General features: G+C 65.7%; 11 protein-coding genes and 2 tRNA genes. 5 read left to right on the top strand and 8 right to left on the bottom strand.

The window, feature by feature from the left end:
- Nucleotides 1-11: 11 nt before the first annotated feature.
- Nucleotides 12-96 (top strand) — tRNA-Leu (locus tag ACX36O_RS04285).
- A 161-nt stretch (nucleotides 97-257) separates the two neighbouring features.
- Nucleotides 258-342, top strand: a tRNA-Leu gene (locus ACX36O_RS04280).
- 81 nt (nucleotides 343-423) lie between these two features.
- Here the strand turns inward: ACX36O_RS04280 and ACX36O_RS04275 are convergent.
- From ACX36O_RS04275 to ACX36O_RS04250, 6 genes are all read right to left on the bottom strand, one after another.
- Nucleotides 424-1,860 carry an ATP-binding protein gene (locus tag ACX36O_RS04275; RefSeq protein ID WP_213359910.1) on the bottom strand — a complete coding sequence of 479 codons (1,437 nt, stop codon included), beginning with the start codon at nucleotides 1,858-1,860 and terminating at the stop codon, nucleotides 424-426.
- A gap of 2 nt (nucleotides 1,861-1,862) precedes the next feature.
- A complete protein-coding gene (locus ACX36O_RS04270; RefSeq protein WP_213359909.1) occupies nucleotides 1,863-2,537 on the bottom strand; it encodes a response regulator in 675 nt (224 codons plus the stop codon).
- Nucleotides 2,538-2,561: 24 nt separating this feature from the next.
- The gene (locus ACX36O_RS04265; RefSeq protein WP_213359906.1) at nucleotides 2,562-3,326 is read right to left on the bottom strand and encodes a cytochrome b/b6 domain-containing protein; all 765 of its coding nucleotides are present in this window, start codon (nucleotides 3,324-3,326) and stop codon (nucleotides 2,562-2,564) included.
- Between the two features lie 14 nt (nucleotides 3,327-3,340).
- Nucleotides 3,341-3,913: a diheme cytochrome c gene (locus ACX36O_RS04260; protein ID WP_250130974.1), complete on the bottom strand. Its 573-nt coding sequence runs from the start codon at nucleotides 3,911-3,913 to the stop codon at nucleotides 3,341-3,343.
- Nucleotides 3,914-3,936: 23 nt separating this feature from the next.
- Nucleotides 3,937-4,350: a DUF1924 domain-containing protein gene (locus tag ACX36O_RS04255; RefSeq protein ID WP_213359899.1), complete on the bottom strand. Its 414-nt coding sequence runs from the start codon at nucleotides 4,348-4,350 to the stop codon at nucleotides 3,937-3,939.
- A gap of 161 nt (nucleotides 4,351-4,511) precedes the next feature.
- Nucleotides 4,512-7,718 (bottom strand): DUF349 domain-containing protein, encoded by a 3,207-nt coding sequence (locus ACX36O_RS04250; protein WP_213359895.1) that lies wholly within the window; start codon nucleotides 7,716-7,718, stop codon nucleotides 4,512-4,514.
- A gap of 634 nt (nucleotides 7,719-8,352) precedes the next feature.
- On the opposite strand from ACX36O_RS04250, the gene ACX36O_RS04245 reads away from it, so the two are divergent.
- The 3 genes from ACX36O_RS04245 to nrdR all read left to right on the top strand — a co-directional run bounded on the left by ACX36O_RS04245 (nucleotide 8,353) and on the right by nrdR (nucleotide 11,543).
- Entirely contained in the window at nucleotides 8,353-9,420 is a 1,068-nt protein-coding gene (locus ACX36O_RS04245; RefSeq protein ID WP_213359893.1) for a lytic transglycosylase domain-containing protein, read from the top strand.
- Between the two features lie 341 nt (nucleotides 9,421-9,761).
- Nucleotides 9,762-11,006, top strand: a complete 1,245-nt coding sequence (glyA, locus tag ACX36O_RS04240) for a serine hydroxymethyltransferase (protein ID WP_213359889.1) — start codon at nucleotides 9,762-9,764, stop codon at nucleotides 11,004-11,006.
- Nucleotides 11,007-11,093: 87 nt separating this feature from the next.
- The gene (gene nrdR, locus ACX36O_RS04235) at nucleotides 11,094-11,543 is read left to right on the top strand and encodes a transcriptional regulator NrdR (RefSeq protein ID WP_213359886.1); all 450 of its coding nucleotides are present in this window, start codon (nucleotides 11,094-11,096) and stop codon (nucleotides 11,541-11,543) included.
- Between the two features lie 85 nt (nucleotides 11,544-11,628).
- Here the strand turns inward: nrdR and ACX36O_RS04230 are convergent, their stop codons facing one another.
- Together ACX36O_RS04230 and ACX36O_RS04225 are read right to left on the bottom strand one after the other, a co-directional pair.
- Entirely contained in the window at nucleotides 11,629-12,021 is a 393-nt protein-coding gene (locus tag ACX36O_RS04230) for a DsrE family protein (protein ID WP_213359878.1), read from the bottom strand.
- Nucleotide 12,022: 1 nt separating this feature from the next.
- Nucleotides 12,023-12,442 (bottom strand): glycine cleavage system protein H, encoded by a 420-nt coding sequence (locus ACX36O_RS04225; RefSeq protein WP_213359875.1) that lies wholly within the window; start codon nucleotides 12,440-12,442, stop codon nucleotides 12,023-12,025.
- Nucleotides 12,443-12,447: the final 5 nt, after the last annotated feature.

The raw sequence follows: 12,447 nt of genomic DNA, 5'->3' as shown, positions 1-12,447 counted from the left end.
CTTCAGTTGATGCCCAGGTGGCGGAATTGGTAGACGCACTAGTTTCAGGTACTAGCGAGTAACATCGTGGAGGTTCGAGTCCTCTCCTGGGCACCATCAACAGAAGCAAATCATAGCCGCCATTGGGCGGTTTTTTGATGCCGCAGGGAATGTTTCGGGATCAAGTCCTTCTTCAGACAGATGGCACCGAAAAAATTTTCTGCAACAGGCACCAGATCAAAAAATTTGCTGTTATAGTTACGCCTTCTCTAGATGACGCCCAGGTGGCGGAATTGGTAGACGCACTAGTTTCAGGTACTAGCGAGTAACATCGTGGAGGTTCGAGTCCTCTCCTGGGCACCAGTCATCGAAGGAAACGCAATCAACCGCCCTTGAGGCGGTTTTTTGTTGCCTGTCCTTTTCTGTCCTTGGTAGATGGGCGGATCAACGGCTTTCGACGGTCACACGCAACCCGCCCAGGGTGTCGCTCCGCGCCAGGGTGATGTCGAGCCCGTGCCGCGCCGCAATGCGCCGCACGATGGACCAGCCCAGGCCGCTTCCGGTCTTGCCGGTGCCGAGCACGCGGAAGAAGCGTTCTCCGAGGCGTGCCATGTCTTCCTCGCTCATGCCGGGGCCGCTGTCTTCCACCACCCAGCGCATGCCGCTGCCGTCCGCTTGCTGCGTGAAGGCAACACGCACCGTGGCACCGTCGGGACTGTAACGCAAGGCGTTGTCCAGCAGGTTGCGCAGCAGCACGCCCGCGAGGGTCGGCGGCAAGCGGGCCGGCAGCTGGTCCGGCGCTTCGCACGCGATGGTCTGGCCGCGCGGATCGGCCTGCGTGTACTGCAGGTCCTGCACGACCTGACGCAGCGCAGGGAGGATATCCACCGATTCGGAAGCCGCTCCTGCGGCACGCTGGGCTGCATCGTCGGTGTCAGCTTCCAGCCGCGCCAGTTGCAGCAGTTGCTCGACCATGCGCGTGGCGCGGTCGCACCCCTGCAGCACGCCTTGCAGCGCCTGCTGGCGCTCGCCGGCATCCTGCGCGCCCGAGGCCACCTGGGCCATCATGCGGATGGCGGCAATCGGGGTGCGCAGCTCGTGCGCGGCATCGGCGGTGAAGCGGCGCTCGTTGTGCAGCATGTCGCCCACGCGCACGAACAGCTGGTTGAGGGAGTCGGTCAGCGGCTGGATTTCACGGGGTGCGCTGTCCAGCGCCAGCGGGGCATGGGACTGCGGCGGGCGCTGCGCGATCAGCTGGCCCACCTGGCGCAGGGGCCGCATCGCGGCACGCAAGGCCAGCCAGACCACCAGCGCCAGCACCGGAAACAGCAGCAACAGCGCGATCAGCAGGGTCCGCACGCTGGCGATGGCAATTTCATTGCGCACCTCGGCGTCTTCGGCCACCATCACGCGCACCTTGTCCTCGCCTTCCGCGGTGTAGACGCGCCAGGCACGCTGGCCCGTCCTGGTATCCGAATAGCCCAGCTCACCACTGCCCAGCGGCTGGCGCGGCGCGTGCGTGGACTGGGCAAGCAGTGTCCCCTCCTTCCAGACCTGGTAAACCGTATGGACGTGGTACTTGCGTTCGCCGCGTCCACGGCCGCGACGCGGACGCAGGTCGCGCTCCTCCAGTTCGTCGGGGTCGATCTCGTCCAGCGGCTGGGCGGCCAGCATCAGCGCTGTCTGCTCCAGATGGGCATCGAGCAATTCGTTGACTTCGTGCCGCGTGAGGTACCAGGTGGTTCCGATCACCAGCATCCAGACCATGGCCAGGGTCGCCAGGATGATGGTCAGCAGTCGCAGGTAGATAGAGTAGCTGCGCGCGGGCGCTGCTGCGCCGGCCGCCGGGGATGAACTGCTTCCCTGCCCTGCCAGACCCATGATCACTCTCCGCTGTGCACCACTTCAGGCAGCAGATAGCCCACGCCGCGCACGGTTTCGATCAGCTGGCTGCCGAGCTTGCGGCGCAGGTGGTAAATGTGCACCTCGACGGCATTGCTGGCTACCTCGGTGCCCCAGGCGTAGATTTTTTCCTCCAGTTGCTCGCGGCTCATGACGCGGCCGGCATTGCGCATCAGGGCGTGCAGCAGGTCGTATTCGCGCTGGGCAAGGTCGACCGGCACACCGGCCAGCGTCACCTTGTGCGCCATGGGATCGAGCACCACATCGCCCGCGCGCAACACGTTGTGTGCCTGTCCGCTCGAGCGGCGCACCAGCGCACGCAGGCGCGCGGCGAGTTCATGCAGGTCGACCGGCTTGACGACATAGTCATCGGCGCCGGTGTCCAGGCCCTGGATGCGCGACTGCACGGCATCGCGCGCCGTCAGCACCAGCACGGGTGTGGAGCGCCCCTGCTGGCGCAGGGCCTGCAGCACGTCCATGCCATCCATGCGCGGCAGGCCGAGGTCGAGTACGGCAGCTTCGTAGTCCACCGCCTGCAGCTCGCGCAGGGCAGCGCTGCCGTCGCGGACCCAGTCCACATGAAAGCCCTGCTGCTGCAGCCCGGCGCGCAGCGCAGTGCCCAGCAAATCGTCGTCTTCAGCCAGCAGGATGCGCATGATGTTTCCTTGCTCCTCGCTCAATCAGTCGTCGTGGTCGCCATTGTGCAGGGCACCGGCCTGCAGGGTTGCCGTCGTGCCGCCCTCGTTGCCGAGCGTGCTGCGGGCATCCTGCCAGTACCATCCGGCAAAGGCTACCATAGCTGCGCTGAACAGCAGCGCCAGCCAGGCCCGATTGTGCGGCACCAGATCCGGGCCGGCGCCACTCTGGCGGCCACCGATCATGGGGCGCGCCAGGTTCTGGCTGCGCAGCAGGCTGGCGGCCAGCAGCACGCCCAGATGCAGCAGGACGGCGAACAGCGCGAGGTTGCCGAGCAGTTCGTGCAGCTCACCCATCCATTCGCCTGTCAGTTCCTGATAGGTAATATAGCCACTCAGGCCGAGCCAAGGCAAGGCGGCAATCAACAGCACGATGGACAGGCTGATGCCCTGCGTCATGGCCTGGCGCAGTTGCGCGCCGGGTTGCGAGGTCCAGCCCTGCAGGCCGCGGGCCGAGAATTGCTCGCGCAGCCAGCGCAGCGAGGCGCCCATGCGGCGGCCCCAGATGGACAGGCCGACCGACTTCGGACCGAGCAGACCCCAGACGATGCGGAAACCCAGCGCCAGCAGCATGCTGTAGCCGGCGATGACGTGCCAGAGGCGCCAGCTTTCGCTGTCACCGGTGATGTAGGCCACGAGAAAGCTGCCTGCGATCCACCAGTGGGCGGCGCGCGTGGGGGCATCCTTGACGCGACGCGAGGGCGTGGCCGTCGCAGCCCCGGCGGGAAGTGTGGAAGCGGTTTGGGTCATGATGTTCTCCGGAATCAGCGCGGAATGCGCACGCTGTCTTCGTCATAGTTGCCCTTGTCGGCGCCGGTATGGCAGGCCATGCAGTTGGCCGCGCTGCCGATCTTGGGTCGCTTGAAGGTGGATGCAGGAATTTCGTCGTGCTCGTGCAAGAACCAGCGGGTGCGCGTAATGCGGTCTTCCGGCGGCGTGCTGCCGAGGCGGTTGCTGCTGCCGGCATTGGCCTGCAACCAGGTGGAAATGGTTTTTGCGGTGGCAGCGTCGATCGAGGCATCGGTGCCGTAATGCTTGTCGAGCGTGTTCATCATGCGTTGCCACGAAGCTGCCGGCAGAAAGCGCGGCTCGTAGGCCATGTGGCAGGAAGCGCATTCTGACTGGTAGGCCTTGGGCATGCCGACGCGTACGCTATTGGCAATGGGACGACGCTCGGATTCGCGGCGCTCGCTGCGCGGCGTTTCGCGCTCTTCGTGATCGTCGTCAGCCAGCACCTGGCTGCTGAACAGGGGCAAGGTAATGGCAGCACCCAGTGCGGCGATGCCGGCAATCCACCAGCGTTTGCGGCTGGACGATGATTGGGAAGTCGGTTTCATGGCGGTCTCCTTGAGGGGATGGATCAGCGACGCAGGCTGATGAGGTAGGCCATGACGTCAGCCTTTTCCTGCGCCGAGCATTCGCGCTTGAAGACGTCGTTGCAGTTGCGCTTGAACCACTTGTCGACCTTGGCGGTTTCGGTGAAACGGTCCGGCTGCACGGCGGGGGCCAGCGGAGCGATGTTCTTGCCGGTACTGGCATGGCGGCCGGCGGTGGTGGGCGGCGCGTTGTGGCAGGAGGCGCAACTCCACTCGCCACCATGCTTGCTGTTGAACAGCTGCTGGCCGCGTGCGGCCTGGCCGGGGCCGGACTGCGACTGCCAGCGCTGCAGTTGCTGCTGGGCCGTGGTGTCACCGGCGTGCACGGGGGCAGCCAGGATCAGGCCGCACAGGCCCGCCAGGGGCAGCAGGCGTTGCAGAAAGGATGATCGGGACATGGGAGGGCTCCAGGGTGTGTGCTTGAATGGTTCCCATGGTGCCTGCGGCATCTGAAAGCCGGCTTAAGAGACGATCAGGAAGGGCTAAGCCTCTCGCCGCGGCGAAAAAAATGCACCCGGCTTGCGGCTCGGGTGCATCGGACAGGCGTACTGCCAGGGGCTTACTTGCGCAGCAGCACCTTCAGCGCCTGTTGCAGGCGGCGCGCGCGGCCCGCATCGTGGCTGTCGGCCAGCACCTGGGCCACATCGCCGATCCAGGTCTCGGCGGGAGCCGGATCGTGGCGGCGCGTCAGCAGCTGCAGTTGCAGCGCGCGGCGGGCCGTGAGCTGGTCAGCCGGGGTGGGCACTTCGGCAGCCATTTCCAGGCGCAGCAGTGCCGTGTCGGAAGCGCCAGCCTTGGCAGGGGCACCCAGTGCAGCCACCCAGGTATTGCGCTGCGCGCCCGGCACGGCCTTGCCCAGTTCACTGGCGCTGGGCACGGCATCGGGCTGGCGTTTTTCCCAGGCACCCAGCAGCTGGGTGATGGTTTCGCCGTGGGCCTGTTCGGCCAGTTTGCGCAGGGCCATCTGGGCGTGGTCCAGCGCATCGCGCTGGGCACGGAAGGCGGCATCGCCCAGGCGCGGCGCGCGCGGGCCACGCTCGAAACGGTCGTCGAAGCGGCCACGCGGGCCATCACGGCGGTCGCCCGGACGGCCATCGCGACGGTCACGGCCGTCACGGCGATCTTCCTGGGGCTTGCCTTGGGCGCCGATGCGGGCCTGCGGACGGTCATCGCCACGCACGGCAATGGCCGGGCGGTGTTGCATGGCGCTGGCGGCGGGCGGGCGCGGTGCACCCTCTTCCGCCGGAGCGGCGTCGGTCGGAGCTTCCGCTGCCGGGGCGGGGGCTTCTTCCGCCTGTGCAGCCATTTCGGCAGCGGCTTCGCGCTGGCCCTTGATGGCTTCTTCCAGCGCGCGCATGGCTGCGTGGATGGCTTGAGCATCGCCCTTGGCGTTGGCGGCTTCCAGGGCCTTGGCGGCCTGCACCACGACCTGGTCGCGTTCGCTCAGGGCGGCCTGGGCATGCTCGCGCTGCTGGTGCTTGCGCTGGAAGGCCTCGTCCAGCGGCTTGCGGAAGGCATCCCACAACTTCTGTTCGTGCTTGCGCTCCAGCGGCACGCTCTGGGCTTCCTGCTGCCAACGCTGTTGCAGCGCCTTGATGGCATCGATGCGCAGGCTGGCGGCAGCGCCGAGTTCGCGTGCCTCGTCGATCATGGCCTGGCGCACCTGCGCGCTGGCTTTCTGCGCCGCATACAGATGGGCGCCAGCTTCGGCCATGGCGGCCTTCCAGCGCGGCTGCAGCTCGGCAAACACCTTTTCGCTCAGGTGGCCGGCCTCTCGCCAGCGGCGGGAGAAGCCGAGCAGGTCGCGATGGGCGGCCTTCCAGTCGGCCACGCCCTGCTGCACCTGCTGGGCATGCTGCTCGCCCCAGGTTTTGAGTTCGTCCATCAGGTGCAGGCGTGCTGCCTTCTGTTCGGCGGCATGCTCCTTCATGGAGGCCAGCCAGGCCTCAACGATGCGGTAGGCCTCGTTGCAGGCGGCATCAAAGCGCTTCCAGAGCACGTGGTTGGGCACCCCGCCCTGGTCGGTCTGCTTCCACTGCTCGCGCAGGTGGCGCAGGGTTTCCTGCAGCTTGCGCGGGCTGAGCTTGCTGGTCGGCATGGGACGCGGACCGGCGGGCTGGGCCTTGGCTGCGGATTTGGCTTTCAGTGTCCTTGCGGGGACAGCAGATTCAGGCTTGGTGGTTTCTGCCTGTTCTGTCTGGCCATCGGCTTCAGCGGCCGGCTCGACTGCATCCGTCGCTTCGGCAGCGGGAGCAGCCGGCGCGCCGGCAGCCTCGGTGCTCTCGGCAGACGCTGCAGGTGCTTCGCCTTCTGCCTCCTGAACGGGAGCCTGTTCGCCGGTTGCGACTGCTTCTGCAGCGTCAACAGTTTCTGCAGACACCACAGCTGCCTCGGGGGCAGCCTCTGCCGATTCTTCAGTCACAGGTGCTTCGATGGCTTCTGCTTGTGCCGCTGCGGGCACTTCTGCAGGCGCTGCCGGCTCCACAGGCGCGGCACTCGCTTCCGGCTTGCCGGTTTCTTCCTGCTTCGGAGCTTCCGCAGCCTTGTCTGCAGCCGCCTTCTCCACCGTCACCGTGCGTTCCGGGCGGTCGATCAGCGCCTCGGCCTGCTGTACCAGCTCTTGGCGGATCTGGTCGGCGCGCCAGCGCTGCCAGCCTTCCAGTTCGCCGGCAGAAGCCAGCACTGCATGTGCCTTTCCTTCCAGCTCGGCGCCAACCTGCTTGCGATGCTCCTTGAGGGCATTGCGCAACGCCTGCGCCGCAGCGACGCTGGCCTTGCTGTGGCCGCTCACCAACTCCTGCTCCAGAGCGGCGACAGCGGCCTGTACGGCAGCTTCGGCATCGGCACGGCGCTGGGCCTGGGCCGGGTCCTTGAGTGCTGCCGGTTCGCCCGCCGGCTCCGCAGCCTCGGCAGGCGCCACGTCCTCGCCACGCAGCACGCGCAGTTCGTCGGCCCATACAGGTACCGGAGGCAGCGGACGGGAAGCATCCTCGACAGCGGCACGGGTCTGGCCCAGCGCATCCTCGAAGGCACGCACCACCAGCTGCAATTGTTCAATTGCGCTTTCCAGTTGCGTCACATGCTTGGGATCGACGCTCTGCCAGGCGGCATCCTGCTGCAGCGCCTGCGCCTGCTCGCGCCAGTGCGCCACATCGGCATTCAGGCTGGCTTCGGCGGCATCGGCCTCCTTCCAGCTCTTGGTGGACAGCACCTCGATGCGCTGCGCCAGCAACACGGCGGCTTCGCGGTGCACCTGCACGCGGGTCTGCAGGTCCTCGATGGTCTTGATGCGCTCAGCCAGCTGCAGCTTGAGACTGGCCAGCGGCTCCTTGCTCAGCGGTGCGCCGGCCTTGGCAGCATCCCGCTGCCACGCCATGGCATCGGCAATATTGAGCTTGGCCGTCTGCAACAGTTGCTCGGCCTTGGTGCCCCACTCGGCTGCCAGCAGTTCCTGGCCCTTGCTGCGCTTGATTTCGTCCAGCTTCTCGCGCAGCGCCTTGGCCGCGCCCTTGTCGCGCGCGCTCAGTTCCTTGAAGACTTCCTGCATGTTGGCCAGCTCGGGCTCGGTGGCGAGCCAGGCACGCACGCGGGCGGCGCGCTCGCCCGACGTGGCGGCGGAGAACACGCCCCCGGTCAGGGCATCGAGCGGATGCGCGGACTGGCGGCCGGAAGTGGAGGAGGAAGCGCTGGCTTCCGGGCCCCCTGCGGGGGTGGAATCATTGGATTCGGCTTCGGGGCCGGCTCCAAATAGTGGAAAGCGGATCATGTCAGTAGTCGTTTGTGTCGTTCCGGAAATGGAAAATGCCGCGCACGACGGCATCGGGACTATTTTGCCCGGTTTTTCATGGTGTTGTCATCCGCCAACGCTCCGGAGCCGAAAGACAGACGCAGAAACCGGCACCCCGGAACACGTTGCGCGATACCAAACATTACATTTCTTGCAAGTTTTGCCTGCGGAACGTCTCACCAGAGGCAAACCGCATGGAAACAGGGCCCGACAACTCCCGCAACTGCGGCCCGAAACATGGGGAAAACCCGGCCAATCATGGCCATCCAGAGCGCCAAATCATTCCTGAAAGTAATAATGTTTGTGTTGTTAATGCTTGACCGGTAATTAGCGGCCTTTCTAGAATTCGCTGATTCTGCGCATTGCCTATTTTTTCATCGGCTTGCGCCCGTGCAGGCGGACACCTTGCACTGAAGAACCCATGTGCCGCTGGCCAGCCACTTGAGATAGTGAAGCCCCGCAGCCCTGCTGCAGAACCGGCACCGCAGTCCGCCCGCAACCCGATCAGCATCCGCGTCCGTGGGTTGGACGATGGATTACCGAGGATCCGCGCTTGACCGCCGTCTCCACAACCCCTGATTCCACCCTGGCCTCCCGCTCGGATGCCGGTGACATGACTTCCTGGAAGCACCCGCTGCGCAAGCTGGGGCGCGCATTCTTCACGGTCACCCACAGCAGCATGGCTCTGGTGGGCATTGGCGCCGTGCTGTCTGCCGGCGTGCTGGCTGCCCAACCCGAGTTGCGCGACGACGCTGCCGCCCATGTGCTGGGCTGGCTGCAACCGGCCGAGAACGGACAGGCTTCCATCGACAGCCTGCCGGAGGATGCGGCCGCCACATTTGCCAGCGCAGCATCTGCGGTCGAATCCACGCCGGTGATGCAGGCCAATGCAGCCGAGGGCCGCTTCCCGGCGACCGATCCCGGCGACCTGCCACGCCAGCAGGCTGCCGTCACCTACTGGATCAGCAAGAAATACCGCGTGGCTCCCGAGCCGGTGGGCCTGCTGGTAAAGGAAGCCTTTGCCGTCGGCAGCCAGGAAAAGATCGACCCCTCGCTGATTCTGGCGATCATGGCGATCGAATCCAGCTTCAACCCCTTTGCCCAGAGCACCGTGGGCGCCCAGGGCCTGATGCAGGTGATGACCAAGATCCATTCGGACAAGTATGCCCATCTGGGCGGCAACCTGGCCGCGTTTGATCCGGTGAGCAACCTGCGCGTAGGCGTGAAGGTACTCAAGGAAACCATTGCGCGCGCCGGTTCGCTGCGCGGTGGCCTCAAATACTATGTGGGCGCGGCCAATCTGCCGTCCGACCAGGGGTATGGCGACAAGGTGCTGGCCGAATACGCACGCATCCAGGCTGTGGCCCAGGGCCGCACCGTGGCCGCCAACGCGCAGGTTCCGGTGAAAGAACCGCAGACGCCCGCAGCCAGCAGCGTGAAGACCGCAGCCGCCAAGCCCCAGGCCGACAATGCCGATGGCCGCAAGCGCGTGCAGATCGCCGCTGCGCCGATGCAGGCCAGCTTCAGCAAGCGCAGCACGCCGTCCGTGGATGGCAGCGCACCGCTGGTACAGCGTGCCCTGGCCTCCAGCAACCTGAAGGGCGAAGGCGCCCGTCGCCTGGAACTGGCGCGCAATGACAGCCGCGCCGACACCACCACGCAGGAACTGCAGGCGCAGTAAGAGCCCCTGGAGGGTCCTTTCACGGGCCGCCGGCACGCCACGCAATTGAAATAAATTCGTTGCAGACCGGCTTCGCATCCGGCCCTTCAGGGTTCAAGCGCAGGCCGGATTCCGCTACACTTGAGCCCGTGCACGACTGGCGATAGGCATCAGGCCCTGTCCTGATGCCGACGTGGATCCGGCCGCCATGCCACCCGCATGCGCAGCGCCATCACCACGGGGGAGTGCGCCATTGCCTGCAGCCGCGCTTGCGCCTGCACCGATGCTTTTGCCGTTCGCCTGGGCAGCCCTGACGCCGCATCCCGCGCAGGGGTCAATCTCCTTTTGACGAAAGACTGCCAATGTATCAGCGCAACATCCTGATTGAACAAACCGATCCCGAACTGTGGGCTGCCATCCAGGCCGAGAACCAGCGCCAGGAAGACCACATCGAGCTGATCGCCAGCGAGAACTACGCCTCCCCGGCCGTGATGGCCGCGCAGGGCACCCAGCTCACCAACAAGTACGCCGAAGGCTACCCGGGCAAGCGCTACTACGGTGGCTGCGAATATGTGGACGTGGCCGAGCAACTGGCCATCGACCGCGTGAAGCAACTGTTTGGCGCCGAAGCCGCCAACGTGCAGCCGCACTGCGGCGCCTCCGCCAACGAGGCCGTGTTCCTGGCCTTCCTCAAGCCCGGCGATACCATCATGGGCATGAGCCTGGCCGAAGGCGGCCACCTGACGCACGGCATGGCGCTGAACATGTCCGGCAAGTGGTTCAACGTGGTGAGCTACGGCCTGAACGACAAGGAAGAAATCGACTACGACGCCATGGAGCGCAAGGCCCATGAGTGCAAGCCCAAGCTGATCATCGCCGGTGCCTCCGCCTACAGCCTGCGCATCGACTTCGAGCGCTTCGCCAAGGTTGCCAAGGACGTCGGCGCCATCTTCATGGTGGACATGGCCCACTACGCCGGTCTGATCGCCGCAGGCGTGTACCCCAACCCGGTGCCGCACGCCGACGTGGTCACCTCCACCACGCACAAGAGCCTGCGCGGCCCGCGTGGCGGCATCATCCTGATGAAGGCCGAGCACGAGAAGGCGATCAACAGCGCCATCTTCCCGGGCCTGCAGGGTGGCCCGCTGATGCACGTCATCGCCGCCAAGGCCGTGGCCTTCAAGGAAGCGCTGAGCCCCGAGTTCAAGGCCTACCAGGAACAGGTCGCGAAAAACGCCGTGGTGATGGCCGAGACGCTGACCCAGCGCGGCCTGCGCATCATCAGCGGCCGTACCGAAAGCCACGTGATGCTGGTCGACCTGCGCAGCAAGGGCATTACCGGCAAGGAAGCCGAAGCCGTGCTGGGCGCCGCCCACATGACGATCAACAAGAACGCCATCCCGAACGACCCCGAAAAGCCGTTTGTGACCAGCGGCGTGCGTATCGGCACCCCGGCCCTGACCACGCGTGGCTTCAAGGAAGAAGAAACCCGCATCACGGCCAATCTGATCGCCGACGTGCTGGACAACCCGCGTGACGAAGCCAACCTGGAAGCCGTGCGCGCCAAGGTGGCCGAGCTGACCCGCCGCTTCCCGGTTTACGGCTAAGCTGGCGCATGCCAGGGCGCTTCGGCGCCGCCTGCTTCCTGTGGGGAGATGGCGGCACGAGGCGCTTTTTCTTTTCGGGAGACTGCCATGAAATGCCCTTTCTGCGGCCACAACGACACCCAGGTGGTGGAAACGCGCCTGTCCGAGGAAGGCGATACCATTCGCCGTCGCCGCAAGTGCGGCCAGTGCGAAAAGCGCTTCACCACCTATGAACGGGCCGAAGTGACCATGCCGGTGGTGGTGAAGAAGGACAGCCGTCGCGTGGAGTACGACAAGCGCAAGCTGCAGGCCTCGTTCGCGCTGGCGCTGCGCAAGCGCAGCGTGAGCACCGAGCAGGTCGATGGCGCCATCAGCCGCATCGAGGAAAAGCTGCGCACCCTGGGCGAGCGCGAAATCGCCAGCCACCAGCTGGGCGAGCTGGTGATGCGCGAACTGAAGAAGCTGGACAAGGTGGCCTATATCCGCTTTGCCAGCGTGTACCGCAGCTTCCAGGATATCGACGAGTTCACCGCGCTGGTGGATGAAGTCAGGAAATAAGGCGTACGGGCACCCGACGTGCGGTAGCCGGCGTGAGCCCTGTTCAAGGAAGAAACGCGCGGTTCCAGCAGGAAATCGGGCCCATTCAGAACACCAGCGTACGCCAGCGCAGATTGGCCGCACGCGCCATGAACTGCACCGCCCCGCCGTGCCCAGTGCATTCGGGGATCAGGCCATGCGGATCGATGGCGTGGGCACGCAGCGCGTCGGTGCATGCCAGGATGCGCGCACCCAGGGCCACTGCCTCGCGCATGGCGCTGGCGATATTCTTCTGGTGCATGGGCGCCTGCAGCGCTTCCGCCACGCCGGGCACCAGCAGGCGCACGCTGCCGGCCGTGCAGTAGATTTCTACCGGAACGTCCATGGCTGCGGCCGCAGCGGCAAAGAAGAATGGCGTGTGCAGCAGTTCCGGCTGCTCCGGACTGGCGGCCCAGAGCAGGATGGCGATGCCGTCGGCAGCATGATCCACATAGCCCATGTCAGAACTCCAGGCGGTGCAGCCAGGCATGGTGGCGCATGGCGGGCAACACGGCTTGGCCATGCAGCAGGTGCTGCTGGTCGTGCTCCCAATCCGTCAATCGCATGCGCACCAACCAACCATCGCCATAGGGCTGCCGGTGCACCAGTTCGGGCTGTTCTTCCAGCAGCGGATTGACTTCGATCACCTCACCCGTCACGGGCGAACGCACGGCAACGATGGATTTCGCCAGTTCGACCACGGCGATCGAATCCCCCTGCTTCACGAGGGAACCGGCGCGCTTGGGCCGGCACATGTAGATATCGCCGGCCAGGGCGATGCCGAGCGAGGTGATGCCGATCGTGGCCACGCCGCCGTCCGCAATACGCGCCCAGACCTGCTGCTCGATCAGATAGTGCAACTCCTCCGGGCAGTGCGCCATGGCTG

It is taken from the genome of Brachymonas sp. KE5 (assembly GCF_057773645.1).
Note: the sequence above shows the minus strand (reverse complement) of the source record. Positions and strands in the feature narration are given on the sequence as shown.